We start from the raw sequence: 26,684 nt of genomic DNA on the forward strand, positions 1-26,684 counted from the left end.
GTCGGGGGAACATCCGTATGACGACCGCCGCCGCTCAGCTGTCCCGCTCCGCGCTGTTGTTCCTGTCGCGTCAGTCCAACCTCAAGGACGTGGCCACGCGGCTCAAACCCTTTCGCCAGCTGGCGTCCCGCTTCATCGCGGGGGAGACGCTGGAGGAGGCCGTGGACGCGGTGAAGGCGCTCACGGCGAAGGGGCTGATGGCCAGCTTCGACCACCTCAATGAAGCGGTGCGCTCTCCTCAAGAGACGCGCGACGAGGTGAGGCAATACCTGCGGCTGCTGGCGCGAATCGACCAGGTGGGCGTCAGGGCCAACGTGTCGCTGAAGCTCACGCAGTGCGGTGTGTTGTTCGACCGGAACCTGGCGCTGCAGAATGCGCGGGCGGTGGTGGCGGACGCGACGGCGCGGGACTCCTTCGTGCGCGTGGACATGGAGGAGAGCGCCGTCACGCAAGTGACCCTGGACATCGTGCGGGATCTGCACTCGGAGTTCGGCGAGCGGCACGTGGGCGCGGTGCTCCAGAGCTACCTGCGGCGCACGGAGGAGGACGCGAAGGCCCTGTGCGCGGAGCGCGTCCGGATCCGCCTGTGCAAGGGGGCCTACCTGGAGGGTCCGGACGTGGCCTTCCCGGACAAGAAGGACGTGGACGCCAACTTCGTGCGCTGCATGCGCATCCTGCTGGACAGCGGCGTGTATCACGGCATCGCCACGCATGATGAGCGGATGATTGACGCCACGCTGGAGTACGCCGCGCGCCAGCGTCTGCCCAAGGGCGCCTTCGAATTCCAGATGCTGTATGGCATCCGGCGCGACCTGCAGGAGCGTCTGGTGAAGGAAGGCCATCCGGTGCGTGTCTATGTCCCGTATGGGAAGCACTGGTATCCCTATTTCATGCGCCGCCTGGCCGAGCGTCCCGCCAACCTGTGGTTCGTGATGCGAAACCTGGTGAAGGGATAGACCATGAGAGACCCCTACGCGGCGGCCTATGTCGCGGGAGCCGTGGGCACCGGTGCCCTGGGATTGCTGGTCACCGTGCGCAATGCCTCGCTGGGCCACCCGCCGCCGTACGCCGCGCGCCACATCGCGCGGCAGGTGCTGAGCCGGCTGTTCGGCCGGTGGATGTCCCGGCGCGAGGCGTCGCGGTGGGCCTTCGCGCTGCGCGCGGGCTATGGCCCGCTGCTGGGAATGGGCTGGGGCCTGGTGCGGCGGCGCACGTCGAAGTGGACCCTGCTGCACAGCGGCGTGCTGCTGGGCCTGGGCGTGCTGGCGTTCGAGCGCGCGGCCTTCCCCCTCTTCAAGGCGACGGCGGTGTCGAACAGCTGGTCGCGCGCGGAGCACGCCTGGCTGTTCGCCCAGACGGCCCTGTTCGGCATCGTCACGGAGGCGACGATGCGCTGGCTGGTGAAGGAGGAGACGGATTCCGGAAGTGGGACGGGGGTTCCCAGTTCCGGTCAGGCTCCGGGGTGAGGTGAGCCGTCCGGCAGGGGAAGGCCGCGCGTGGCATCCTCGTTGCTTCACGCGCGGGCTCATCCCCCATCCCTGACAGGTCCATGCTCTTGCTCGAACTCCGGCGCGCACTGCGCTCGATGGCCCGGGAGAAGCGCTTCACCGCGGTCGTCGTGGCGACGCTCGCGCTCACCATTGGCGCGACCACGGCGGTCTTCAGCGTCGTGTATCCGGTGCTCTGGCAGCCCCTGCCCTTCCCCGAGGCGGAGCAGCTGGTCCGCCTCTTCCAGGCGACGACGCCGGGGGCGGGGGCGGGTCCCCACAAGGACCGCACCCGGGTGAGCCTTCCGGTGTGGAACGCGTGGAGGGAGGGGTCCCGGAGCTTCTCCGGCATCGAGGGCGTCCGCGTGGAGAAGCAGCTCCTGGGCGGAGCGGGGCTGGAGGGGCGGCTGACGGTGGGCCGGGGGTCCGCCGGGCTGATGCCGATGCTGGGGGTCCGGCCCGCGCTGGGGCGGCTCTGGGGTGCGCAAGAGGAGGTCCCCGGCCGCGACCGCACGGTGGTGCTGACACATGCGCTGTGGCAGCGCCTGTACGGGGCGGACCCCGCCGCGCTGGGCCAGCACCTGCTGCTGAACGACGAGTCCCACGTCATCGTGGGCGTGCTGCCGGAGTCCTTCCACTTCGAGCCAGAGGTGGAGGTGTGGAAGCCCCTGGCGCTGGATGCGTCCCGGGACGCGGGGAACCTGCTGCGCGTCGTGGGGCGGCTGCGTCCAGGCGTGTCCGTGGAGCAGGCCCGCGCGGAGCTGCTCCCGCTCACCCTGGAGGCCGGAGACGTCCCGGGCGAACCCCGGGTGGGCGTGCTCGTGGAGCCCCTCCATGCGTACCTCGTCGAGCAGTCCCTCTCCCAGCTCAAGGTCGTCACGGGCGTCGCGGTGCTGCTGTTGCTGCTGGGGTGCGCGAACCTCACGAACCTGCTGCTCGCGCGGGGCAGCGCGCGGATGCATGAGCTGACGGTGCGCATCGCGCTGGGAGCGACCCGCTGGCAGCTGATCCGCCAGGTGTTCGTGGAGAGCGGGGTCCGGGCCCTGTTCGGCGGCGTGGGCGGACTGCTGCTCGCGCTCTGGGGACAGGGGCTGCTCCAGACCTTCGTCCCGTCCCAGTTCGCGTCAGGGCCGGGGCTGGAGCCCTTCATGCTCGGCCTCACGGCGGCCGTGTCCCTGCTGACGGCGATGCTCGTGGGGCTTTTGCCCGCGCTTCACGCCTCGCGCGGGGAGGCGCGGGCCGCGCTCGCGCCGGTGACGCGCGGGGGGCGAGGCGCGACGTCACTGGGGTGGACCCGGTCGGCGCTGGTCGTCGTGCAGCTCGCCCTGGCGCTGGTGCCGCTGGTGGGCTCCGGCCTCATGCTCCGCACGCTGTGGAAGCTCCAGGCCGTGCCCCTGGGCTTCGAGTCCCAACGGGTCACGGTGGCGGAGGTGTTCTTCCCGGTGGAGAGGTTCCCGGACGAGGCGCGGGCCGCGGCCGTGGCCCGGGCGCTCACCGGACGGCTGGAGGCGCTTTCCGGCGTGGACGCGGCGGGCTTCACGGGGACCCTTCCCCTCACCGGAGAGGTCTGGCGCGAGAACGTGGGCTTCCAGGTCGCGGGGACGCCGCCGGCCTCCGGGACGCCGCCCCGGGCCGGGTACGTGCCCGCCAGCGCGGGCGCCTTCCGGGCGATGGGCATTCCCCTGAAGCAGGGCCGCCTCATGGAGGACGGCGACACGGCGGACCGTCCCCCCGTGGTGGTGGTCAGCGAGGCCTTCGCGCGCCGGTACCTGCCGGGCCGGAACCCCGTGGGCGCCCGGCTCCAGCTGGACCGCGACGCCGCTCCCCGGGAGGTCATTGGCGTCGTCGGGGACGTGCCCATGGAGCGCATCTCCGTGGCGCCCACGGGGGACCTCTATGTCCCGGTGGGGCAGGACCTGCGCAAGAGCCTGAGCCTGGTGGTGAAGTCCTCGCTGCCGGCGCCCCGGTTGCTGGCGCTGCTGCGCGAAGAGGTGCGCGCGGCGGATCCGAACCTGCGGCTGCTCAACGTCCGCCCGCTGGACCGCGTGGTGGAGGCCAGCTCCGAGCGGGTGCGGGTGATTGGCGGGCTGCTGACGGCGTTCGCGCTGCTGGGCGCGGTCCTGGCCTCGGTGGGGCTGTATGGGTTGCTGGCCTTCTGGGTGACGCAGCGGACGCGCGAGCTGGGCATCCGGAGCGCCCTGGGCGCGACGCCGCGGGCGCTGCTGCGACTGGTCATGCTCCAGGGGCTGCGGCTCACGGGGCTGGGGCTCGCCGTGGGCCTGGCCTGCGCCGGGCTGCTGGCCCGGGCGCTCTCCGCGATGCTCTTCGGCATCACGCCCCTGGACCCGGTCATCTTCGTGGGAGCCCCCGCGCTGCTCCTCCTCACGGCGCTGGCGGCCAGCTGGCTGCCCGCGCTCGCCGCCACGCGCGTCTCCCCCGCCGAGGCCCTGCGCCAGGACGCATGAGCCCCCGCGTCAGGACCTGCCGCCCTTGTGGGGGAGGAAGGTCTCCACGACCTCCTTCACGGACTGCTTGAGGAAGCCGCCCGCGTCCGGGTCGCCCTTCACGACGGCGGAGGCGAACATCTTCGCCTGCTCCAGGGTGATGTGTGGCGGCAGGGGCGGCACGTTGGGGTCCACGTAGGCCTCGTAGACAACGGGCCGGTCCGCGCTCAGCGCTTCCTCCCAGGCGGCGGCGATGCGGTCCGGCCGGTCCACGCGGATGCCCTTGAGGCCCAGGGACCGGGCGTACTCCGCATAGGGGAAGTCCGGCAGGTCCTGCGACGCGGAGAGCTTCGGGTCGCCGGCCATGGCCCGCTGCTCCCAGGTCACCTGGTTCAGGTCGCGGTTGTTGAGCACCATGACGATGAGGCGCGGGTCCTGCCATTCCTTCCAGTACTTCGCGATGGTGATGAGCTCCGCGTTGCCGTTCATCTGCATCGCGCCGTCGCCCACCAGCGCGATGACGGGGCGGTGGGGGAAGGCGAACTTCGCGCCCAGCGCGTACGGCACGCCGCAGCCCATGGTGGCCAGGTTGCCGGACAGGGACGCCATCATCCCCTTGCGCAGCTTCACGTCCCGCGCGTACCAGTCCGTCCCGCTGCCCGAGTCCGCCGTGAGGATGGCGCCGTCGGGCAGCCGGGACGACAGCTCCCAGAACACGCGCTGCGGGTTGATGGGGTTCGCGTCGTTCATGGCGCGCGCCTCCAGCACCTTCCACCAGCGCGCCACGCCCTTCTCCACCCCCTCGCGCCAGCTCCGGTCCTCCTTGCGCTTCAGCTGGGGGATGAGCGCTCGCAGCGTCTCCCTCGCGTCGCCCACGAGCCCCACCTCCATGGGGTAGCGGATGGAGACCATCCGCCCGTCCAGGTCGACTTGAACGCCGCGCGCCTGCCCCACCGGCGGCAGGAATTCAGAATAGGGGAAGCTGGTGCCCACCATCAGGAGCGTGTCGCACTCCTGCATCAGGTCCCAGCTGGGCTTCGTGCCCAACAGGCCGATGGCGCCCGTCACGAAGGGCAGCGCGTCCGGCAGCACCGCCTTGCCCAGCAGCGCCTTGGCGACGCCCGCGCCCAGCCGGTCCGCGACCTCCAGCACCTCATCCGCCGCGTTCATGGCCCCCGCGCCCACCAGCATCGCCACCTTCTTGCCGGCGTTGAGGACCTCCGCGGCGCGGCGCAGGTCCGCGTCCTGGGGAAGCACTCGCGGAGGCGCGTAGCCCACGCTGGAGTGCACGGTGCCGTGCTTGCGCGGCGGCGGTTCGTACGGCTGCTCCTGCAGGTCATTGGGGAGGATGAGACACGTCACGGTGCGCTCGGACAGGGCGATGCGCACGGCGCGGTCCAGCGCGTGGCGGATGGCGGAGGGCGCGGTCACCATGGTGACGTACTCGCTGGCCACGTCCTTGAAGAGCGTGGTGAGGTCCACCTCCTGCTGGTAGTTGCCGCCCAGGGCCGTGCGCGACTGCTGGCCCACGATGGCCACCACGGGCTGGTGGTCCAGCTTCGCGTCATAGAGGCCGTTGAGCAGGTGGACGGCCCCCGGGCCGGAGGTGGCCATGCACACGCCCACCTCGCCGGTGAACTTCGCGTGCGCGCAGGCGGCGAAGGCGGCCATCTCCTCGTGGCGCACCTGTACGAACTTCATCTCGGAGCTGCGCCCCAGCGCGCCCATCACGCCGTTGATGCCGTCCCCCGGGTAGCCGTAGATGCGGCGCACGCCCCACTGGATGAGGCGGTAGATGAGGTAGTCGCTGACGGTGGCGCTCATGCGCGAGGCTCCCGGGTTCGGGTTGGAGGTCCCTCGCGGATCAAGCTAGTGACCGCGATGCGCCGCGGAGCCCCAGGGCATCCGGGTGCCTGTTCTCCCCTCCCGTGAGCGGGCCTGCCTGCGGGCGGCTACTGGCGGCCTCGCCCGGGCCGGGCGCGGCGGGCCTTGTCGTGGGCCAGCTCCGGGCGCTTCTCCGCCAGCCAGGCGATGGCGTGCGCGGAGCTGGGGATGGTGAGCATCAGGAACGCGGCGACGAGCAGGCCGCGCAGGAACAGCCAGCCATCCTCCGTCGCCAGCGTGGCGCCGATGATGACCAGCGCTCCGCCGAAGGGCACCGCGCCCGCCGCGTGCACGCGGGTGAGCACCGAGGGCAGGCGGTACAGGCCGATGATGGCGGCGGTGATGAAGAGCAGGCCCAGCGTCACCAGGCCATTGGACACCCACTGCAACAGGGTGGACATCACCGGCCGTCCTCCTCGTCGTGGAAGGCGCGGCCGTGGTGCAGGTAGCGCGCGCCGGCCACGGTCTGCACGTAGGAGAGCAGGGCCAGCACCAGGGCCGCGTCCAGGTAGCCGGCCTCCCGGCGTATGGCGCCATAGAGGGCCAGCACCGCGCAGATGACCAGGCCCAGCGTGTCCACGGACATGAGCACGTCCGGCGCGGAGCGCTGGCGCGAGGCCAGCAGCACCATCGCGCCCAAGAGGCCCACCATCCACACGATGGCCAGGGTGAAGAAGGTCTCGTGCATCGCCGGGCCGCCTCCTTACGGGAACACCGCGCGCTGGTAGCGCTGATAGAAGTTGTCCTGCTGCTGGATGAGCTGGGCCGGGTCGGACGCGTCCAGCGCGTGCATGCGCATCACGCGCTTCTCCCAGTCCAGCTCCAGCAGCACCGTGCCCGGGGCCAGGGAGATGACCCACGAGGACACCTGCACGCCGCGCGCGGTGCGCTCGCCCATGGGGACCTCCACCACGCCCGCGCGGTCCGCCCGCTCCAGGGGGCCGAAGACGATCCTGAGGACGTGGAAGCAGCTGCGCGTCACCAGCACGGCCAGGGCCCAGCCGAAGCGCGGCAGGTGCAGCGTGCGCCGCCAGTGCTCGCGCGCGGGCAGGACAGGGGGCAGGCCCGCCATGGGGAACAGGCGCATCACGCCCAGGGCCAGCACGAAGCCCAGCACCAGGTCCACCGGGTGGAGGCTGCCCACCATCAGCGCGTACAGCAGCGCCAGGGCCAGCGCGTGCACGAAGGTGCGAGCGCTCATGGCAGCGTCCCCAGGCCCTGGATGGCGTCCCGCCCCGCGCGCAACAGCGGCTCCGGCCAGAACCCCGCGACGATGAGCGCCAGGGACAGCGCGTACACCACCGCGCCCGTGCCCCGGTGCAGGGCCGCGCCCTCCCGGAGCCAGCGCTCGCGCTGGTAGGCGCGGAAGAGGGCCAGCAGCGACAGGGTGCTCGCCAGCACCACCAGCCCCGCGAGCGGCGTGTGCCCCTGCTCCAGCGCCGCGCGCAAGAGCCAGGCCTTGGACCAGAAGCCCGCCGTGGGCGGCACGCCCGCCGTGCTGAAGGCCGCCACGGAATAGGCCCGGCGCGCCCGCTCGCCGCCCCGGTCCTGGGCCAGGAACAGCGCCGTCTTGTCCACGGAGCCCGCCAGCGCCAGCGCCACCGCCGCGCACAGCCCCTCACGGCCCTCCAGGCTCAGCGCGGTGATGATGAGCCCCGCTTGCGAAATCGACGCGTAGGCCAGCACCTCGCGCGTGTCCCGCCGGGAGAGCGCGAGGATGGAGCCATAGAGGATGCTCGCCGCGCCCAGGACTTCCAGCAGCGGCCGGGCCTGCGCCAGCACCTGCGGCATGACGTCCACGCCGAAGCGCAAGAGCCCATAGCTGCCGATGTTCGCCAGCGCCCCCGCGAGCAGCGCCGCCACGGTGGGGCCCGCGTCCCGGTACACCGCCGGCGCCCAGAAGTGGAACGGGAAGAAGCCCAGCTTCACGCCGAACGCGCAGAGCAGCAGCGTGCCCGGCACCAGCAGCGCGAACGGCGGCCCCGCCTGGCCCCACGCGATGATGGACAGCATGTCCAGCGTGCCGGTGGTCAGGTACAGCATCACCACCGCCGTGAGGAACAGCGAGGACCCCATCAGGTTCACCACCACGAAGGTGAACGCGGCGCGCAGGTTGCGGGGCTTCTCGCCGTACGACGCCAGCCCGAACGCGGCCGTCATGGCCAGCTCGAAGAAGACGTAGAAGTTGAACGCGTCCGACGTGAAGAACACCCCCGTGAGCCCCGCGCCCATGAAGACCACCAGCGCGGGGAAGCTGCGCGACGTGATGCCGCCCGCCACGTGCTCGTACACGAGCGTGCCCAGCACCACGGACGTGGACACCAGCGCGAACACGATGGACAGCTGATCCGCTCGCAGGCGGATGCCCACGCCCACGGGCCAGTCCCCCGTGACGAACTGGGGCGCCTGCGCGCTCCAGGCCTGGGGGAGCAGCAGCACCGTGCACACCAGCGTGCCCGCGAGCCCCGCGATGGCCAGCCACGCTACCCACGCGCGGCGTCCGTCCAGGAACGCCAGCACCGCGCCCAGCACCCACGGCAGGAGCAGCGGTCCCCAGAGCGGCATCAGTGCCCCTCCTCCTTCTCCACGGCGTGCACGCGCTTCAACTCCGCCTCCACCAGCCGGTCCGTGCGCAGCGAGCCGTGCGCCCGCTGCGTGCGGTGCACCAGCGTGAGCAGCAGCGCGGACACCGCGAAGCCGATGACGATGGCCGTGAGCGCCAGCGACTGGAGCACCGGGTCCGTCACCGGCCCGCCATCGTGCACGTTCAGCGCCTCGCCGCGCTCCGGGAAGGAGCCCGCGAGGATGAGCAGCACGCTGGAGTTGGTGATGAGCACCGTGCCGCACGCCACGCGCACCAGCTCGCGCTCCAGCACCATGCGGACACCGACCGCGAACAGCAGGCCCACCACCAGGGACGCGATGAGGATCATGGCCCGGCCTCCTCTTCCGCGTCCGAGTCCGTGCGCAGGGCGAAGCGGTCGATGACGGTGACCACCAGCCCGAAGACGATGAGCATCAGCCCTCCCTCGAAGATGAGCGCCGTGTGCAGGTGCAGGCCGCCCACGCCCAGCTCCTGCTGGTCCGGACGCGGAAAGAGGCTCATGGGCGCGTAGCCCGCGAGCACGGGCAGGAACGCGGTGCCCACCACCAGCAACAGCCCCACGCCCGCCAGCGGCGCCGCGTACCGCACCGCCACGAAGCGCCGGGTCTGGTCGCGCCCGGCCGTCACGTACTGGAGCAGCACCGCGAGCCCCGCCAGCGCCCCGGCCGGAAAGCCGCCGCCCACCGACGCGCCTCCCTTCAGCCAGAGCGCCAGCGCGATGATCAACGACGGCCACAGCAGCAGGCGCGACAGGGGTGGGACGAAGGAGATCATTGCTTCTTCCCCTTGCGGCTCAGGTTGAGGCTCAGGAGGCTGGTGACGCCCAGCAGCGCCGCCACCACCACGGTCATCTCGCCCACGGTGTCCAGGCCCCGGAAGTCCGTGAGCACGGCGGCGACGACGTTGGGGGAGTGCGCGGCCTTTGCCAGCCGCACCGTCTGCGCGCCCACGCGGTCGACATGCAGGTGGGACAGGGCGCTCCAGCTCAGGAGGAAGGCGCTCGCGCCCGCGACGGCGCCCGCCAGGCGGTCGCGTCCGCGCGGGTTCTGGGCCTCGTCCTGGGCGAGCTTGAGGCGCTCGCGCGGCAGGAGGGCCAGGAGGCCCGCGAAGAGCAGCGTGAAGATGGTCTCCACCAGCACGGAGGTGAGGGCCACGTCGGGCGCGGCGGCGAAGGCGAACACCATGGCCAGGCTGAAGCCCACGCAGGAGATGAGCAGCACCAGCCGCAGGTGGCCCTTCGCGCGCAGCGTGGCCAGCGCGGCGGCGGACGCGAAGGCCAGCGCCATCACCAGCGTCACGTCCGCCGGGCCCACCGTGCCCACCGTGAAGCGGTCGCGCAGCGGCGTCACGCCCAGCACGGTCAGGCCCAAGAGGCCCGTGGGCACCAGCACGGACGCCACGCGGTCGCGCAGGTCGCGCACCTCCTTCTCGTGCAGCCACGTGGACAGCCGGTCCAGCTGGAGCAGCAGCAGGCGGTAGCCGCGCTCGGCGCCCACGTGGGAGGCGGCGTTCAGCACGCGGGAGAGCGCGGGCGTCCAGGCGTTGCGCGTGGCGAAGAGCAGCGCGCCCAGGCCCCAGGCCCCCACGGCGAGCAGGTTCTCCGCGCGCGCGTCCAGGTGGTACGCGAGCTCCAGCGTGGAGGGCTCGCCGCGCATCGTCTCGGCTGCCGCGCGGGCGGGGGTGACGAGGAGTCCCGGGAGCACGCCGCCCAGCAGGATGCTCGCGGCGAGCACGACGACGGGGGCCACGAGCAGGGGCGGCGCGGCGGGCGCGGCGGGCGCGGAGGGGCGCGGTCCTCCGAAGAGGCCCCACCACAGGCGCAGCGTGTACGCGAGCGTCAGGCCCGCGCCCACGACCCCGGCGGCCATGAACGCGGGGCCCTCCTTGGCGAGCGCGTGGAAGAAGACCTCGTCCTTGAAGAAGCCCACGGTGAGGGGCAGCGCGGACAGCCCCGCCGCGGCGATGGCGCTGGCGCCCGCGAGCACGGGGAGCGCGTGGCGCAGGCCGCCGACCTCCGACAGCTTCTTCTTGCCGGTGACCTGGGTGACGGCGCCCGCGGTGAGGAACAGGGCGGCCTTGCACGGGGCGTGGGCGGCCACGTAGAGCGGCGCGCCCTCGGAGCCCAGCGCCACCAGCACCAGCGCGTAGCCGTACTGCGCGATGGTGGAGTACGCGAGCACGCGCTTGAACGGATCCGCCACCAGGGCCATCAGGCTGCCCATGCCCATGGACACGAAGCCGATGACGAGCAGGCCGTGGCGCACGTCCGTGGCCGGGGCGAACAGCGGGTAGAGGCGCTGGAGGAGGAAGACGCCCGCGGCGACCATGGCGGCCGAGTGCAGGTACGACGACACGGGCGTGGGCGCGGCCATGGCGCGCGGCAGCCAGAAGTGGAACGGCACCTGCGCGCTCTTGCCCAGCGCGCCCACGGCCAGGCAGACCAGTGCGCCGGTGGACGCGGGGCTCTGCGCGGCGCGCTCGAAGACGAGCGGCAGGGAGAAGGTGCCGTACTGGAGGCCCAGCGTCATGGCGCCCGCGAAGAAGACGACGGACGTGGCGCCGGTGAGCACCAGGGACAGGAGCGCGGCGGCGCGGGACTCGGGGTCCTCCCGGTCGAAGCCGATGAGCAGGTAGGAGATGATGGTGGTGAGGTCCAGCGCCACGAACAGCAGCAGCAGGTCGTCCACGGTGACCAGCAGCACCATGGCGGCCATGAACGCGAGGATGAGCCCCTGGAAGCGGACTTCATCGCCTGGGGGCCGCTGCTCCTCCGCCAGGTGGTGCGGCATGTACGCGCGCGAGTACAGGACCACGAGCGCGCCAATGGTGAGCGCCATCGAGGCATAGAGGCCGGACAGGCCGTCGCGCGTGAACTCCAGCGACAGGCCCCAGGAGGGGGCCCAGGGGAACACGAGGCGCGTGGTCTCCTGCGTCCACTCGTAGACCAGCGCCCCCAGCGCGGCGAGCGCGCCCAGTGCGCCCATCCAGGCCGCGGCACCCGGACGCCACCGGCCCGCGACATAGGCAAGCGGCGCGCACGCCAGGGCCAGGAGGATGGGCAGGAGGAGGGGCATGGGCGAAGGGCCCACGTTAGGAGTGGCCCGCCGACGCAGGCACACAACCGTCAGCCCCGCGCGCGGAGCGTCACCCCGAGGTCACTCGAAGCGCTGGGGCCGTGCGCTGGTGGACACAGCTCAGGCCAGCAGACCTTCCAGCACGGTGAACAGCCGCTCGCAGTGCGGAGCCCTGGCACGAACGAGCGCCGGGTCCACCTTCCCCAACAGGTCCGAGCAGTGATGGATCTTGTGGTACTCGCCCTTCTGCGTCGTCTTCGTCGCGCTCACCAACGCAGGTCCGAGCGCGGTCTTGGGAATGGCCTCCACGTCGGTTGCCCTGGGCAGCCGGCCCACCGCGAAGTTCCTGCCGTAATACTGCTGGAGCGTCACCAGGTCGGCCATGAGCCAGGCCTCGACGGTCTGCACCATCAAATGGCAGGAGTCCTCCGAAGCATTCCTGGGACGCGTCCACGGATCGCGTGAAGCAAGATGGGCCCAGGGCCTCATCTTCACGGGTCCTTCTGAGTCCACGAGCAGGATGTTGAACGCGGAAGGATGGTCCTTGAGCGCCTGCTTGAAGCTCTTGAACGCGGCATCACGCGGACCACACATGACGAACACCCATCGAATGTTACTGCTTCGACCGCGCTCAATCAGGGCACTGAAGAACCTGCTGAACCCAGCCCGAAGCCGCTCCTTGCCGTACCGGGTATCTCCTCCGCCCTCGATGTAGAGCCGGATCTCCTTTACCAACGGTTCCCCCCCAACTCGCCCATCCTCCACACCTCGCCCAGTCCGTACTTCTTCAACCACTCCGAGAGCTTCGCCTTCTCCAGGCGACGCAGCGTCGTCCCGGTCCCATCCCTTTCGCAGACGACCACAGCTTCCGGGACCTCCGACAAGGCCGAAATCAGGGTCTCCGAGTGCGTCGTCACGATGAGTTGCGTACGGGAGCTCGCCTCCACCAGCAGCCGTCCAATCTCCGGAAGGATGTCGGGATGCAATCCCAGTTCCGGCTCCTCGATGCAGACCAGGGGCGGCGGCGTGGGGTGGCAGAGGAGCGTCAGCAGGCAGAGATACCGCAGGGTTCCATCGGACAGGCGTGTTGCAGGCACGGAGGCGTTCAGCCCCTCCTCCTGGAAAAACACCTGGACGGTCCCTCCTGAAATACGGACTGAGTAGTCCCTCACACGGGCGTAGAGGAGCTTCAGGTTCTCCAGCAGAACCTTCTTCATGCCCCTGGCTTCCAGGTCGCTGAGGACGAGGCACAGGTTGCTGGCATCCTCCAGCAAGAAGTCCCCCGGAAGATCCACCCGTTGGGGAAGCCGAGGAGGCGTGTACCGCCCCATGTTCCATTCACGGTGCAGAGAGAAGCGGCTCAGCAGCGAACTCACGTATGTCAGTTCCGGATACACGTCCTCATCCCGCTTCTGAGAGAGGATGGACTGATCAGAGCTTACCGATTCGCGCTTCAAGACCCTGCCCAGGCGACCATTGGACGACCCTGGCTGGGCCTCTACCATCTGGCGAGCATTGATGGCGGGCCTGCCCGACTGGTACCGATAGAAGAAATAGGGCTGAGCCGACTTCTTCTGCGGTCGCTCGTTCTCAATGGATTCGTCGACCAGTTCCAGGCGTTGACCTTCGGAAGTGAATGCCAACTGGTAGCGCAGTGGCATGACGCCTTCCGGGTAGTCGAGGACGACCTCCAGGCGCGCAGTGGACGGGCCGGGCTCCGTTCCTCCCTTCCACAACCACTCCGTGACGCCTCCGCCTTCACGAATCGGCGCCAGAAGGTTGCCGGGCGTTGCCCGCAGCAGGCCCAGCGCCTCGATGAGGTTGGACTTTCCGGACGCGTTCGGCCCAATCAGGACATTGAGTGCCCGCAGGGGGAAGGCTTCGGAGGCGGGCCCGAACGAAAGGAGGTTCTGGAGGCGGATGCTGCGCAGCATCCCGCCACTCTACCCGGGACCGGACGACGCCGGACTCATTCCGGCTACAGCGAGTCCAGCAGCTCCCGGCACTCGCGGCGCCAGTGGAGGGCGGTGGCGGGCACGGGCTGGACTCGCACGGAGCCGTCCGCGGGGTCTCGCGACAACAGGCGCACCTCTTCCGGGCGCACGTGCTCCAGCAGGTCCGGCGAGTGCGTGGCCAGCACCACCTGCACCGGCGTGCCTCCGGTGGACTCGCCCCGGGTCATGGCGCGCAGGAGCTCCAGCACCTCGCGCACCAGGCCCGGATGCAGGGCGCGCTCCGGCTCATCCAGCGTGAGCAATTCCGGCAGCGGGCGCTGGTAGGGCAGCACCAGGAACGCGAGCAGCCACAGCACGCCGTCCGACACGTAGTCGGGGCCGAACCACACGTCCGGGCTCCAGCGGTCGCGGAAGCGCAGCCGGAAGGAGCGGTCCTCCAGGTCGCGTGACACGTCCACCTCCGACAGCGACGGCACGCGCTTCGCCAGCTCCGTCGAAATCACCTCGCGCGTGGACATGGGCAGCGCCGCGAAGACGCTCGCGAGGTTGCCGCCCTTGCGCTCCAGCCACGTCGCCTTCGCGGACGAGCCTCCCTCGCGCAGCGCCTGCATGCTCAAGGCCAGCTGCTGCGTGGAGTGGCCCTGGCCGGGCAGCGTGTCCATCACGCTGAACGGATACTGCACGCGCGTGCGGTCGCCGCGCGCGTACGTCCACTCGATGGAGAGCGGGCGGGATTCATCGCGGCGCCAGAAGTCCGAAGGCTCGTACGCGAGCTGGTGTTGCAGCCCCTCCAGCACGGCGGTCTTCCCCGACGCGGAAGGCCCCACCAGGACGGTCAACGGCTCCAGGGCAAGCTGCACGCGATGCAGACACCGGTAGTGCTCGAAGCGGACGGAGGCAATCACAGCCGGGAGCCTAGCGGCCTCCCCCCAGGGGCCGTCCATGGCTCCGCTCGGACCCAGGCCCCCTTCCAGGCGGTCAGGCCCGCCCCCCGCGCAGCGCTTTTCGCAGTACCTGCGCCAGGTGCAGCGGCTTGCGCCCCGTGGCCTGGCGGATCTGCTCCCGGCAGCTGAACCCGTCCGCGATGAGCAGCGTGTCCCCGGCCGCCTCGCGCACCTTGGGGAGGATGACCCTTTCGCCGCAGGCCTGGGACACGTCGTATTTGTCGCGCTCGTAGCCGAACGCGCCCGCCATGCCGCAGCAGCCCGAGTCCGGCTTCTCCCAGTCCAGCCCCGTGCGGTCCAGCCACCTTCGCTCATCGTGAAATTTCATCACCGCCTGGTGATGGCAGTGCCCCTGCACCAGCGCCCTTCCCTCCAGCTTCGGGAGCTCGAAGTCGGGCGCCCGCTTCTGCAACAGCTCGCTCAACACATGCGTCTGCGCCGCCAGCCGCTTCGCGTCCTCGTCATGGGGGAAGAGGTTGAGCAGTTCGTCGCGGAAGACCGCCGCGCAGCTGGGCTCCAGCACCACGAAGGGGATGCCCGCTCGTATCTCCTCCCGGAAGCGCGCCAGCGTGTGCCGCAGCAGCGCCTTCGCCGTGTCCAGCATCCCGTAGTCGTAGAGCGGCCGGCCGCAGCAGACGAAGCCCTGCGGCACGCGCACCTGGAAGCCCGCCGCCTCCAGCACCTCCAGCGCCGCGCAGGCCGTGTCCGGCTGGAAGAAGTTGTTGAAGGTGTCCGGGAAGAGCACCACCGGGCCCCGGTGCCCTGCCTGCGCATGCCGTCCGCGCACGCGCCGCTGGAAGGACTTCGCGTCGAAGCGGGGAATCTCCCGCGCGGGGTGCACGCCCGCGGCCCACTTCGCCAGCACGCGCAGCCCCGGCGCGTGCGTGAGGAGGTTCGCCAGCCACGGAGCACGTCCGCCCACGCGCGCCCAGAACATCACCAGGCCAAAGGCATACGCGTGCCGGGGACGCAGCCGGCCCCGGTAGTGGTGGCTGAGGAACTCCGCCTTGTACGTGGCCATGTCCACGTTCACCGGACAGTCGGACTTGCAGCCCTTGCACGCCAGGCACAGGTCCAACGCTTCCTTCACAGCCGGGCTCCTCCAGCCCTTGTCCACCACGTCGCCGCGCAGCATCTCGAAGAGCAGGTGCGCGCGGCCTCGCGTGGAGTGCTTCTCCTCGCGCGTCACCATGTAGCTGGGGCACATGGTGCCGCCCTCGGTGCGCCGGCACTTGCCCACGCCCACGCAGCGCGTGGTGGCGTGCGAGAAGCTGCCCCCGTCCTCCGGGAAGTGGAAGTGCGTGCGCGGCTCGGCGGGGGCGTAGGCCGGGCCCATGCGCAGGTTCTCATCCAGACGGTACGGCTCCACCACCTTGCGCGGGTTCATCCCGCCGTCGGGGTCCCACAGCCGCTTGAACTCGCCGAAGGCGCGCACCAGGTCCCCGCCGAACATCCGGGGCAGCAGCTCCGCGCGGGACTGGCCGTCGCCGTGCTCTCCGGACAGCGAGCCGCCGTGGCGCACCACCAGGTCCGCCGCCTCCTCCACGAAGTGGCGGTAGTGCGAGGTGCCTTCGCGCGTGCGCAGCTCGAAGCTGATGCGGCAGTGCAGGCAGCCCTGGCCGAAGTGGCCGTAGAGCGACGCCTGGTAGCCGAAGCGGTCCAGCAGCCCCCGGAAGTCGCGCAGGTACTGGCCCATGTGCTCCGGCGGCACCGCCGAGTCCTCCCACCCGGGCCACGCGTCCGGCTCCCCCGGGATGAACGCGGTGGCGCCCAGGCCGGACTCGCGCACCTCCCAGATGCGCCCCTCCTGCGCCTTGTCGTCGTAGAGGCGCATGGAGGGCGCGTGGCCTCGCGCCTTCAGCCGGTCCATCAGCGCGTGCGCCTTCGCGTCCGAATCCTCCTTGGAGTCCCCGCCGAACTCCACCACCAGCCAGCCCTCGCCGTCCGGCAGCATGGGCAGGTCCTCGACGTGCAGGTGCTTGCGCCGCATCCCGTCGATGAGCTTCGCGTCCATCCCCTCCAGGCCGATGGGCCCCGCCTCCACCACCTCCGGGACGTCATCGCCGGCGCGGTACACGTCCGGGTAGCCCAGCACCAGCAGGGAGCGGGCCTTCGGCTCGGGCACCAGGTTCAGCGTGGCGTCCAGCACCGTGACGCAGGTGCCCTCGGTGCCCACCAGGGCTCGCGCGACGTGGAAGCCGTTCTCCGGGAGCAGCTCGTCCAGGTTGTAGCCGGACACGCGGCGGGGGATGCGCGGGTATCGGGCGCGGATGAGGCCGGCGTAGCGGTCTCGCAGCGCCTTCATGCCCCGGTAGAGCTCGCCCACGCGGCCGGGCTCGCGCATCAGGCGCTCCAGCTCCGCGTCGGGCGTGAGGCCCACGCGCAGGCGCACGCCGTCGTAGGTGAGGACGTCCAGGGACTCGGTGTTGTCCGCCACGCGGCCGGCCATCTGTGCGTGCACGCCGCAGGAGTTGTTGCCCAGCATCCCGCCCAGCGTGCAGCGGTTGTGGGTGGCGGGATCCGGGCCGAAGGTGAGGCCGTGGCGCTTCACGGCCTCCGTGCGGAGCACGTCCAGCACCGTGCCGGGCTGCACGCGGGCGAGCCGCCGTTCGGGGTCGATGTGCAGCACGCGGTTCATGTGCCTTGAGAAGTCCAGCACCACGGCCACGTTGCACGTCTGGCCCGCGAGCGCGGTGCCGCCGCCCCGGGACGTGAGGGGCGCGCCGTACTCCCGGCACAGGCGCACCGTCTCCACCACGTCCTCCACGGTGCGGGGACACACCACGCCCAGCGGCACCTGCCGGTAGTTGGACGCATCCGTGGCGTACAGCGCGCGGTCGCCCGAGTCGAAGCGCACGTCGCCCCGAAGCCGGCGGCGCAGCGCGCGCTCCAGGCCCGCGACGTCCACGGGCTTCCGCTCACGCGGGGCGGCGGCCGTGCGGGGGCGGCGCACGTGGCGCAGGGTGTCCAGGAAGGTCGTGGTCATGGGGAGGTCTCCACGGCGAAGCGGGCGGCGTCCGCCCGTTTGAGCTCCAGCCCCATCCCGGGCCGGGACAGGTCCGGCGCCATCGCGCCATCCACGGGCGGCGGGACGCCGTCGAAGAGCATCCGCTCCAGCCGCGCGTGGTCGTGGAAGTACTCCACGTGCACCAGCCGCCGGGCGGCGCAGGCCACGTGCAGGTGCAGGGCCGGGGCGCAGTGCGCGGACAGGGGGACGTGGAAGACGTCCGCCAGCGCGTCCGCCTGGAGGAAGCCGGTGAAGCCCAGGCACCGCGTGGCGTCCGCCTGGAGCACGTCCACCGCGCCCGCCTCCAGCATGCGGCGGAAGTACGGGCCACTGTCGCCGTACTCGCCCGCGGTGACGTCCAGGCCGGCGGGTACACCATCGCGCACGCGGCGCAGGCCGGACAGGTCGTCGCTGGAGACGGGCTCCTCGAACCAGGATACGCCGGCGTCGAGGAAGTCCTGAGCGAGCGCCAGCGCCTGCTTCACGGTGTACGCGCCGTTGGCGTCCACGAAGAGGGCGGGTCCGGGTCCCAGGGCCTCGCGCACGCCGCGCACGCGGGCGGGGTCGGCGTCCGCATGGGTGCCGACCTTCATCTTCACGCGAGGGATGCCCGCGTCCGCCCAGCCCGTGAGCTGCGTCTGGAGTTGCCGGTCCGTGTAGCTGGTGAAGCCGCCGCTGCCATAGAGAGGCGCGGAGGCGCGGGCCAGACCGAACAGCCGGGCGAGCGGCACACCGAGCAGCTTCGCCTTCAGGTCCCAGAGGGCGGTGTCCACGGCGGACAGCGCCCGGGCGGCGAGGCCGCGCGAGCCCAGGTTGCGCACCCGGTGCAGGAGCGACGCCATGCGGGCCGGGAGGTCCCAGGCGTCCGCGCCCACGAGCAGTGGGACGAGCAGGTCGCGGATCAGCGAGGCACCGGCGGCGGCCGCGTAGGTGTAGCCCAGTCCGCGCTGGCCTCCGGCCACGGGCTCCACGAGCAGCAGCGTGGTGGACGTCCAGGCGAAGGTGCCGTCGGACTCTGGCTGGTCCGTGGGCACGGTGTACGCGGAGACATCGACGCGCTCGATGGGGGCGGCGCTGTCGTGGCGAGGGGAAGACGGCATCGTGATCCTTCGAGTCCCGAGGGCTTCACGGTGAAGCTAGGCGCTGGGTGCGGGATGGCAGCGCGGTGAGGCCTCCCGCATGCACGCTGTCCTGGACATCCACCGGGCGCTGCGTGTGTCCTGCCCGCCTTGGCGGCGGGCCGTTCCTAGATTGAGGCCGGGCGGCCTCGGCTGCTCGGGAGGCGGAGCATGGGCAAGCGGAAGCGGACCCGGACGGTGGACGTGGCGGTGGAGTCGTGGAACATCGTGCGCGATGTCGTGCTCCCCGGCGCGCTCGCGGGAACCCTGGGCGCGTTCGCGATGGCGGTGCTCGCCTGCGCGTTCTCGGGCGTGCTGAACGGTGAGCCCTGGAGGCCGGCGCTCCTGGTGGCGGGGCTGTTCTTCCGCGATGGCACAGCGCAGGGCGTTGGCGCGGTGCTGCTCGGGTTGCTCATCCACTTCAGCGTGGCGGGAGGAATGGCCACGGGCTTCGCGCTGCTGCTGCCACGCCGGGGAACCGCCGTCGCGGCGCTCTGCCTGGGCGTGCTCTACGGCATGGGCCTGTGGACGGTGATGACCTGGCTGATGATTCCCTTCGCGTCGCCACCCCTCTCGCACGAAGCCCCAACGTCGATGCTGTTCCTCCTGCACCTCGCGTTCGGCGCGGCGCTCGGAACAATGCCCGCGTTTCGGAACGTCCTCACCCGGGCGGACCGGCTGCGACGGGGGCTCCAGCTCCTGGGACAGGGGGCCTGAGTCCTCCACGGGCCGGGCGGACATTTCCTCCATCCCTGTGCTGGCGCGCTCCGAGTGCATAGCGTCGTCTCATGAGCAACGGGGCGGCCACGCGCATCCTCACGCGACTGCGGACCACGCGTCTGGCGGAGACCCTGGGCACGAGCTACTGGCTGTTGCCGGCCCTCTGCGTGGTGGCGGCCATGGCCCTGTCATCCGGAGCCGAGGCGCTCGACGCGCGACTGCCGCAGGCGGAGTCCGCCTGGTACCTCTTCCGGGGCGGGCCGGAGGGCGCGCGCTCCGTGCTCTCCGCGGTGGCGTCCTCGATGATGACGTTCTCCGGGCTCGTCTTCTCCGTCACCATCCTCGTGCTCCAGCAGGCGAGCAACCAGTACTCGCCGCGCATCATGCGCACGTTCCTGAGTGACCGGCAGAGCCAGCTGACCCTGGGCATCTTCGTGGGCACGTTCGTCTACGCCCTGCTGACGCTGCGCACCGTGCGGGGAACGTCCGAGGAGCTGCACATCCAGGCCCATGTGCCGTCGTTGTCCGTGTGGCTGGCGGTGATGCTGGTGCTCGCGTGCGTGGGGGCGTTCATCCTCTTCATCCACCACGTCGCTCAATCCATCCGCGCCGTGGTCATCCTCGGCCGCATCCGTGATGAGACGTCCGCCACGCTGGAGCGGATGTATCCGGAAGGCGTGGGGCAGGACACGCGCGAGCCGGAGCTCCGGCGGCCGCCAACGCCTCCCTCGCTGGTGGTGCCTCACGCGGGGTCCTCCGGTGTGCTCGTCACCGTGGACGAGGACCGGCTGATGGCCTGCGCGAAAAAGGCCGGCGTGGTGGTGGGGCTGATCCCGATGATGGGCGACTTCGTGCCGCATGGCGCACCCCTCTTCGAGGCATGGGGTGACGCCGCGAAGCTCAACGTGAAGGCCCTGGCGGACGCCGTGGGCACGGGCCCGGAGCGGACGCTCCAGCAGGACACCGCCTTTGGTTTCCGCCAGCTCGTGGACGTGGCGGAGCGGGCCTTGTCCGCGGGCATCAACGACCCCACCACGGCGGTGCAGGCCATCGACCCCATCCACGACCTGCTGCGCCGCATGGTGCACCGGCGCTTCCCATCGCCGTCCCGCCAGGACGACACCGGCGAGCTCCGGCTGCTCTGTCCCCGGCCGGACTGGGACACCTACGTGCGGCTCGCCGTGGACGAGGTCCGCCTCTTCGGCGAGGGGAACCTCCAGGTCGCGCGGAGGCTGCGCTTCCTGGTGCAGGACCTGTTGAGCGTGGCGCCGCCATTCCGGCGCGACGAGTTGGAGCGGCAGCTGCGCCTGCTGGACGCCAGCATCGACCGCTCCTTCCAGGACGCAAGCGACGCGGCCATGGCCCGCCGTCCCAGCCCCCAGGGCCACGGTCCTCGCTGAGCGGCCTACGGGTTCAACGGACCCGCGGGCTCCGGGGGCCTCGCGCTCCTCGGGTCCTGCATCGCTCCCGGCAAGGCCTCCACCGGGAACGGGCCCGGCGGAATCGTGGGCCGGAAGCGCGTGCGGGTCTCCAGCACGCAGATCGCCAGCAGCACCGCCACGAACACCACCGATGTAATCAACACCAACCCGTTGCTCGCGCGCTGCTCTCGCAGGTGCATGTAGAAGAGGGCGATCAGCAGCCCCTTCGCCGCCGCGATGAGCAGCGCCACCGGCAGCGACCAGGCTCCGTGCGGCAGCCTGTGCAGCCCGTACGTCAGCGCCGTCAACGCGAGCAGCACCACCCCCACGACCAGCACCCCGGCCACGCTCAACTGACGCTCCGGCTTCTCCACCGCGTCGTCGGTCACGGGCCCGCTCCTCATGACAGGTACAGGATGGGATAGACGAACAACCAGATGACATCCACCAGGTGCCAGTACATGCCGCCCAGCTCCACCGGCGTCGCGTACGCCGGCCCGAACGTCCCCGACGCGGAGCGCACCCCCAGCACCGTCAACACGCTCACGCCCACCGTCACGTGCAGCGCGTGGAAGCCCGTCAGCAGGTAGTACAGCGTGAAGAAGAGGCTCGCCCCCACGCGCGGCACCTCCGTGAACCGGTACGCGTCCCCTGGCAGCCCGCCGTCCTTCACGTGGTGCGCGTACTCCACGCCCTTCACCACCAGGAACACCACGCCCAGGAGCGCCGCCAGCAGCAACAACGCCCCGCCCAGCCCTGGCCTGTTGCCCCGCACCGCATGCACCGCGAGCGCCACCACGATGCTGCTCGTCACCAGCAGGAACGTGTTCAGCGTGCCCAGCCCCACCTCCATCGTGAGCTGCGCGGCGCGGAACGCCTCCGGGTACACCGAGCGATACACCCCATAGGCCGTGAACAGCCCCGCGAACAGCAACACCTCCGTCGCGATGAAGACCCACATGCCCAGGTACGCCGCCTGCTTGCGCGCGTCCTCGGAACCCCAGTGCTCCGTCACGGCCTCAGGCGGCATGCGGCACCTCCTCCCGCGCGTACTCGTGCGGACCCGTGGGGTACTCGGGCGTCGTGGTGAAGTTGTGCGTGGGCGGCGGGGACGCGCTCCGCCACTCGAAGCCCTCACTGCCCCAGGGGTTGTCCCCCGCGACCTCGCCGTAGCGCAGGCTCCACGCCAGGTATCCGGCGATGATCAGGAACCCGAACGCCAGCAGGGACGCTCCCGCCGTGGACGCCACGTGCAGCGACTGGAAGTGCGGCGGATAGTCCGCGTACCGCCTGGGCATGCCCAGGTTCCCCAGCAGGAACTGCGGCACGAACGTGGCGATGAAGCCGAAGATGATCAGCACCGCCGCGCCGTTGGCCAGCTTCGCGGGCGCGCGCCTCCCGGACATCTTCGGGAACCAGTAGTGCAGCGCCCCCAGGAACGCCATCACCGTCGCCCCCACCATGATGAAGTGGAAGTGCGCCACCACCGAGTACGTGTCGTGCCAGTGCAGGTTCAACGACGTGGTCGCGTACGCCACGCCAATCATCCCTCCGAAGAAGAGGAAGAACATGAACCCCAGCGTGTAGAGCAGTGGCGACTCGATGGCGATGGAGCCCCGGTAGAGCGTGCCCAGCCAGGAGAAGATTTTGATCGCCGTGAAGATGGCCACCAGCATGGACATGGCGCCGAACGCGCCCGCGCCGAAGGTGGACTGGCCGGACGTGAACATGTGGTGGCCCCAGGTGAAGAACCCCACGAACGCGATGCCCAGCGTGGAATAGACAATCATCCGGTAGCTGAAGGCGTTCTTGCGGCTGAAGGCACACACGGCCTCGCTGATGACGCCCATGGACGGCAGCACCATGATGTAGACGGCCGGGTGGCTGTAGAACCAGAACAGGTGCTGGAAGAGGAGCGGGTCTCCACCGCGCGCGGGGTCGAAGATGCCCGCGCCCACCACCCGCTCCAGCGCCACCAGCAGCAGCACCATGCCCAGCACCGGCGTGGCCAGCACCTGGATGATGGACGTGCCGTAGATGGCCCAGACGAACAGCGGCAGCTTCATCCACGTCAGGCCCGGCGCGCGCAGCGTGTGCACCGTGGCGATGAAGTTGAGCCCGGTGAGGATGGTGGAGAACCCGATGATGAACACGCCCACCAGCACCGGCAGCACCGCCGTGCCCGTGGTCGTGCTGTAGGGCGTGTAGAACGTCCAGCCCGTGTCCGCGCCGCCCTCGAACATGCCCCACAGCGTGACGCTGGCCCCCAGCACGTAGAGGTACACGGACGCCAGGTTGAGCCGGGGGAAGGCCACGTCCCGGGCGCCAATCATCAGCGGCACCAGGAAGTTGCCGAAGGCGGACGGGATGGCCGGAATCATGAACAGCCACACCATGGTGACGCCATGGAGCGTGAACATCCGGTTGTACGCCAGGTGCCCCATGATGGTGCGGCCCGGAGTGAGCAACTCGATGCGCAGCGCCAGCGCGAACAGGCCGCCCACGAGGAAGAAGAAGAGCGTCAGCCCCAGGAACATCACCCCGATGCGCTTGTGGTCGTGCGTCGTGAGCCACGACCACACGGTGCGCCCGTCCGTCAGGTAGGACTCAGCGGCCGGTGGGAACATAGACAGGCTCCTCGGCCGCGGTGACACCCGGGCGCAGGGGTCGCAGGGACTTGATGAACTCCACGAGCGCGCCGGTGTCCTCCGCGCTCAGCCGGCTGTGATAGCCGGGCATCACGGGCGCGTAGCCGGCCACCACCTTCGCCAGGGGGTCCATCATGGACTCGGTGAGGTACGCCTCGTCCGCGAGCACGGCGCCGCCGCCCTCCAGCGGTTCCTTCCGGCCGTACAACCCCAGCCACGTGGGCCCGATGTGCGGCGCGCCCGTCACCGTGTGGCATTGCAGGCAGCCCTGCGCGGCGGCGACGCGCTCGCCCCGGACGGCCATGGACTCCGGGGTGCGGGCCACGGGGAGGTTGCGGCGCTGCGCGTCCTGCCATGCGTCGAAGTCCGCGGGCGGCAGCACCACCACCTCGCCGCGCATCACCGAGTGGTCCAGCCCGCAGTACTCCGCGCACAGCACCGGGTGCCGGCCGGGCTTCGGCGCTTCGAACCAGAGGTCCGTGTAGCGGCCGGGCACCGCGTCGCGCTTCATGCGGAAGTCCGGCACGTAGAAGGAATGGATGACGTCCCGCGAGGTGAGCAGCAGCCGCACGGGCCTGCCCGCGGGCACCACCAGCGTGTCGATGGCGCTGGGCCCTCCGGGATAGGTGAACTTCCACATCCACTGCTTGCCGGTGACGTACACGTCCAGCGCGTCCTGGGGCGGGCTCATCACCCAGACGAACTGTTTGAAGCCCAGGACGAACCAGAGCAGGAACAGCGACAGCGGCACGCCGATGAACAGCGCCTCCAGCCACACGGGCGCCACCACGCGCGGCGTGGGGTCCGACGCCGTGCGCCGGCGGTAGCGCACGAGGAAGAAGATGCCGACGGCGCCAATGCCCACCGCCACCGCGAACGTGGTGAGCAGCAGGACGTAGTGCAGGTGGTCCACCTTCACGGCGAAGGTGGAGCCCTGCTCGGGAAGGAAGAAGAGGCGGCGCAGCAGCTCGTTCATCGCGCGCCCCCTTCACCTTCGGAGAGCAGCTGCCGCATGGCCGCGTCGATGGGCTGGTGGATGACGCCCGCGTCCACGTCCACCCAGCCGTAGCCGTCCAGCCGCTCGCGCTGCCGAGCCTTCAGCGCGTCCGCTCTGCGGTCCAGCGAGAAGGGGGGCTGATCAATCATGCCGATCTGCGTGGTGCTCGGGGGCACGGGGAGGGGGCGCTCGGTCGCGGGGCGCCAGAGGACCCACAGGGCCCACGCCGCGACACTGGCCGCCGCGAGCAGTGCCAGCGCCACGGCGCCCACACGCAGCAGCCACGCGGTGGGCAGCTTCTCCAGCTCCGGAGGCGGTGGACGGGCTTCGCTCATGGCGGGCGCACCTGGAGCGAGTGGACGAGATACGGATCCGCCACGGGCACGGGGTAGGTGCCACGCGAGCGCCAGAGGGCCGCCGCCACGGACAGGCCGCCCACGCCCACCCACGCGGTGAGCGCCGTCCAGGGGATGACGACGTGCTCCGGGAAGAGCGAGGGGAACAGCAGCCACGCCACGTCCACTGCGTGCATCGCGAGCATCCACAGCGACACGGCCCCCAGCACCCGGGGCCGCGCCTTGAGCTCGCGCGACAGGAGCAGCGCGAAGGGAATGACGAAGTGGCCCAGCACGAGAAGCAGGGAGACGGTGCCCCAGCCGTCCTCGATGCGGACGCGATACCAGCTCACCTCTTCAGGCAGGGCGGCGACCCACATGAGCATGAACTGCGAATAGGCGATGTAGGCCCAGAAGCAGATGAAGGCGAACAGCAGCGTGCCCAGCCGGTGGTAGTGGCCGGGGGACATCAGGCTGCCGAAGTGCTGGGTGCCGCGAGTGGCCGCGCCCGCGACAATCAACAAGGCCAGCGCGCCCACGAACGCGCCGGAGAAGACGTGGACGGCGTAGACGGTGGACTGCCACGTCGCCTCCAGCGACATCATCCAGTCCAGCGTCATGAAGGAGAACGTGAGGCCCAGCGCGGGCAGCGAGCCTCCGCCCAGCCGCCGCTGCCACAGTGTCCAGCGCAGGTCGCCGGTCGCGTCCTGGCGCACGGACCAGCGGTGCAGCAGGTGGCCCACGAGTCCCCAGGTGACGAAGTACAGCGCCGCGCGCACCAGGAAGAAGGGCACGTTGTTGTAGAGCCGCCGGTGTTCGAGCACCTGCAGCGTGTGCTCACCCAGGTCCGCTGACGGCGCGGCCCACGGATACAGGTGCCGCATGCCCAGCGCGACCGGCACGAACAGCACGAGGAACAGCGGCGCGGTGGCGGCAGAGACCTCCAGCGCGCGACGCAGCACCACGGGCCAGCGCGCCTTCGACGCATGGAAGGAGGCGAGCAGCAGCAGCGCGCCCAGGCACAGGCTCAGCCAGTAGGCGAAGCCGAAGAGGTAGCCGGCCAGGGCCTGACGCACGTCGATGAAGGCACCGAGCACGGTGGCCGCGAGGCCCACGACACCCAGCGCCGCACTGATGATCAGCGCGCGCTGTCCGCCCTCGAAGCGTGGGAGCACGGGAGGCGTCATCGCGCGCGGACCTCCATCTGGCCGGACCGCGCCAGGCCCCGAGCGCATACAGCAGGCCGGAGCGTCAGGCTCTCAAGGGAGACGGGCCCGCAACAGAGGCTCCCCGTCGGCGGCGCACCGCGAAAACCTGTCCGACTGTCGGACAGGTTCGCCCCCTCGTGGTGGGCAGGGCCCGCGCCTACGGAGGAGCAAGTGGCCTCCCAACCAGAACTCCCCATCGGCCGTATGCCGCGAGAACGTGTCGGCCTGTCGGACAGAGCCGCCGGGCCCGCACACACGCGGGCTGTCCTCGTGGCTGAGAAAGTGGGAACCCGGCCGGGACGCCCCTGCGGCGGGGCACCGCGAAAACCTGTCCGACTGTCCGACAGGTTCGCGGCCTTGGGCCGGACGGAGGCTGTCTCCCAGCTCGGGCCGCGAAAACCTGTCCGACTGTCGGACAGGTTTTGCCGCTCCCGGTCCCGGGGGCGGATGTTCCACCTGGGCCGCGTGAACGGGTCCGACTCTCGTACAGTCGGTTCGAGGCGGTGGGGCTTGGAGGGCGTCATGGGGCTCCGACCTCCTGGCGCAGCCTTGCCTGTACTTCGGCCGGTGCGGCGGTGAGGGGTGCTCGCTGGCTGCGGCTCAACGCTCGCAGGTACGCAACCACGGCCCAGCGTTCCTGGGGCGTGAGCTGTGGGCCGTATGCGGGCATCACGCCGAAGCCGTTGGAGATGACCGCGAAGTAGAAGCCCGGTGGATGCGGCAGGTCCCCCGTCGTGGAGGGCTCATCGAGCCGCCCCTCCATCGCGAGACCCCTGGGCCCCACGAGCGCCCTCTGCCGGGCCCTCGCCTCGTTCGCGTCCTGCTCAGCTTCAGGCC

The 26,684-nt window shown here is 70.8% G+C and carries 25 protein-coding genes; 5 read left to right on the forward strand and 20 right to left on the reverse strand.

Going from position 1 to position 26,684, the window contains the following annotated elements; genetic code table 11:
- Positions 1-17: 17 nt before the first annotated feature.
- The 3 genes from D7X96_RS25890 to D7X96_RS25900 all read left to right on the forward strand — a co-directional run bounded on the left by D7X96_RS25890 (position 18) and on the right by D7X96_RS25900 (position 3,952).
- Positions 18-956: a proline dehydrogenase family protein gene (locus tag D7X96_RS25890; protein ID WP_120552372.1), complete on the forward strand. Its 939-nt coding sequence runs from the start codon at positions 18-20 to the stop codon at positions 954-956.
- A 3-nt stretch (positions 957-959) separates the two neighbouring features.
- Positions 960-1,466 (forward strand): hypothetical protein, encoded by a 507-nt coding sequence (locus D7X96_RS25895; protein WP_121724452.1) that lies wholly within the window; start codon positions 960-962, stop codon positions 1,464-1,466.
- Positions 1,467-1,549: 83 nt separating this feature from the next.
- Entirely contained in the window at positions 1,550-3,952 is a 2,403-nt protein-coding gene (locus tag D7X96_RS25900) for an ABC transporter permease (RefSeq protein ID WP_121770975.1), read from the forward strand.
- A gap of 9 nt (positions 3,953-3,961) precedes the next feature.
- Here the strand turns inward: D7X96_RS25900 and D7X96_RS25905 are convergent, their stop codons facing one another.
- From D7X96_RS25905 to D7X96_RS25965, 13 genes are all read right to left on the reverse strand, one after another.
- On the reverse strand, positions 3,962-5,755 hold the full coding sequence (locus tag D7X96_RS25905; protein ID WP_120551406.1) for a thiamine pyrophosphate-requiring protein: 1,794 nt from the start codon (positions 5,753-5,755) through the stop codon (positions 3,962-3,964).
- A gap of 128 nt (positions 5,756-5,883) precedes the next feature.
- Positions 5,884-6,216, reverse strand: a complete 333-nt coding sequence (locus D7X96_RS25910) for a cation:proton antiporter (protein WP_121724944.1) — start codon at positions 6,214-6,216, stop codon at positions 5,884-5,886.
- Complete coding sequence (locus tag D7X96_RS25915) at positions 6,216-6,503, reverse strand: MrpF/PhaF family protein (protein WP_120551408.1); 288 nt, start codon at positions 6,501-6,503, stop codon at positions 6,216-6,218. Before D7X96_RS25915 ends, D7X96_RS25910 begins: the two co-directional genes overlap by 1 nt.
- A 15-nt stretch (positions 6,504-6,518) precedes the next feature.
- Complete coding sequence (locus D7X96_RS25920; protein WP_121770976.1) at positions 6,519-7,016, reverse strand: Na+/H+ antiporter subunit E; 498 nt, start codon at positions 7,014-7,016, stop codon at positions 6,519-6,521.
- A complete protein-coding gene (locus D7X96_RS25925) occupies positions 7,013-8,380 on the reverse strand; it encodes a complex I subunit 5 family protein (RefSeq protein ID WP_121770977.1) in 1,368 nt (455 codons plus the stop codon). Before D7X96_RS25925 ends, D7X96_RS25920 begins: the two co-directional genes overlap by 4 nt.
- Positions 8,380-8,748 (reverse strand): sodium:proton antiporter, encoded by a 369-nt coding sequence (locus D7X96_RS25930; protein ID WP_120551411.1) that lies wholly within the window; start codon positions 8,746-8,748, stop codon positions 8,380-8,382. The genes D7X96_RS25925 and D7X96_RS25930 overlap by 1 nt, the downstream gene beginning before the upstream one ends.
- Positions 8,745-9,194 (reverse strand): MnhB domain-containing protein, encoded by a 450-nt coding sequence (locus D7X96_RS25935; RefSeq protein WP_120551412.1) that lies wholly within the window; start codon positions 9,192-9,194, stop codon positions 8,745-8,747. Before D7X96_RS25935 ends, D7X96_RS25930 begins: the two co-directional genes overlap by 4 nt.
- Entirely contained in the window at positions 9,191-11,494 is a 2,304-nt protein-coding gene (mbhE, locus tag D7X96_RS25940) for a hydrogen gas-evolving membrane-bound hydrogenase subunit E (protein WP_121770982.1), read from the reverse strand. The genes D7X96_RS25935 and mbhE overlap by 4 nt, the downstream gene beginning before the upstream one ends.
- Positions 11,495-11,614: 120 nt before the next feature.
- Entirely contained in the window at positions 11,615-12,289 is a 675-nt protein-coding gene (locus D7X96_RS25945; RefSeq protein WP_244219720.1) for a DUF4276 family protein, read from the reverse strand.
- Complete coding sequence (locus D7X96_RS25950; RefSeq protein ID WP_121770978.1) at positions 12,223-13,428, reverse strand: AAA family ATPase; 1,206 nt, start codon at positions 13,426-13,428, stop codon at positions 12,223-12,225. Before D7X96_RS25950 ends, D7X96_RS25945 begins: the two co-directional genes overlap by 67 nt.
- A 44-nt stretch (positions 13,429-13,472) precedes the next feature.
- Positions 13,473-14,354 carry an AAA family ATPase gene (locus D7X96_RS25955; protein WP_121724181.1) on the reverse strand — a complete coding sequence of 294 codons (882 nt, stop codon included), beginning with the start codon at positions 14,352-14,354 and terminating at the stop codon, positions 13,473-13,475.
- Between the two features lie 73 nt (positions 14,355-14,427).
- Positions 14,428-17,379, reverse strand: a complete 2,952-nt coding sequence (locus D7X96_RS25960; RefSeq protein ID WP_121770979.1) for an FAD-binding and (Fe-S)-binding domain-containing protein — start codon at positions 17,377-17,379, stop codon at positions 14,428-14,430.
- Positions 17,376-18,500 carry an enolase C-terminal domain-like protein gene (locus tag D7X96_RS25965; protein WP_121770980.1) on the reverse strand — a complete coding sequence of 375 codons (1,125 nt, stop codon included), beginning with the start codon at positions 18,498-18,500 and terminating at the stop codon, positions 17,376-17,378. The genes D7X96_RS25960 and D7X96_RS25965 overlap by 4 nt, the downstream gene beginning before the upstream one ends.
- Before the next feature lie 189 nt (positions 18,501-18,689).
- Here D7X96_RS25965 and D7X96_RS25970 point away from each other — a divergent pair, with 189 nt between their 5' ends.
- Positions 18,690-19,235 (forward strand): hypothetical protein, encoded by a 546-nt coding sequence (locus tag D7X96_RS25970; protein ID WP_120551419.1) that lies wholly within the window; start codon positions 18,690-18,692, stop codon positions 19,233-19,235.
- 71 nt (positions 19,236-19,306) lie between these two features.
- Positions 19,307-20,638 (forward strand): DUF2254 domain-containing protein, encoded by a 1,332-nt coding sequence (locus D7X96_RS25975; RefSeq protein ID WP_120551420.1) that lies wholly within the window; start codon positions 19,307-19,309, stop codon positions 20,636-20,638.
- A gap of 5 nt (positions 20,639-20,643) precedes the next feature.
- On the opposite strand, the gene D7X96_RS25980 is transcribed toward D7X96_RS25975, so the two are convergent.
- From D7X96_RS25980 to D7X96_RS26010, 7 genes are all read right to left on the reverse strand, one after another.
- Positions 20,644-21,048, reverse strand: coding sequence for a cytochrome C oxidase subunit IV family protein (locus D7X96_RS25980; protein ID WP_233610002.1), 405 nt, complete (start codon positions 21,046-21,048; stop codon positions 20,644-20,646).
- An 11-nt stretch (positions 21,049-21,059) separates the two neighbouring features.
- The gene (locus tag D7X96_RS25985; RefSeq protein WP_120551422.1) at positions 21,060-21,689 is read right to left on the reverse strand and encodes a cytochrome c oxidase subunit 3; all 630 of its coding nucleotides are present in this window, start codon (positions 21,687-21,689) and stop codon (positions 21,060-21,062) included.
- On the reverse strand, positions 21,679-23,286 hold the full coding sequence (locus D7X96_RS25990) for a cbb3-type cytochrome c oxidase subunit I (protein WP_120551423.1): 1,608 nt from the start codon (positions 23,284-23,286) through the stop codon (positions 21,679-21,681). The genes D7X96_RS25985 and D7X96_RS25990 overlap by 11 nt, the downstream gene beginning before the upstream one ends.
- On the reverse strand, positions 23,267-24,283 hold the full coding sequence (coxB, locus tag D7X96_RS25995) for a cytochrome c oxidase subunit II (RefSeq protein WP_121724176.1): 1,017 nt from the start codon (positions 24,281-24,283) through the stop codon (positions 23,267-23,269). The genes D7X96_RS25990 and coxB overlap by 20 nt, the downstream gene beginning before the upstream one ends.
- The gene (locus tag D7X96_RS26000; RefSeq protein WP_120551425.1) at positions 24,280-24,639 is read right to left on the reverse strand and encodes a hypothetical protein; all 360 of its coding nucleotides are present in this window, start codon (positions 24,637-24,639) and stop codon (positions 24,280-24,282) included. Before D7X96_RS26000 ends, coxB begins: the two co-directional genes overlap by 4 nt.
- Positions 24,636-25,826 (reverse strand): hypothetical protein, encoded by a 1,191-nt coding sequence (locus D7X96_RS26005; protein ID WP_121725642.1) that lies wholly within the window; start codon positions 25,824-25,826, stop codon positions 24,636-24,638. Before D7X96_RS26005 ends, D7X96_RS26000 begins: the two co-directional genes overlap by 4 nt.
- A 541-nt stretch (positions 25,827-26,367) precedes the next feature.
- Positions 26,368-26,684: c-type cytochrome (locus D7X96_RS26010; RefSeq protein ID WP_147468398.1), on the reverse strand; the 317-nt coding region annotated here is incomplete at its 5' end.

This window comes from Corallococcus interemptor (assembly GCF_003668875.1).
Classification (GTDB): Bacteria; Myxococcota; Myxococcia; order Myxococcales; family Myxococcaceae; genus Corallococcus; species Corallococcus interemptor.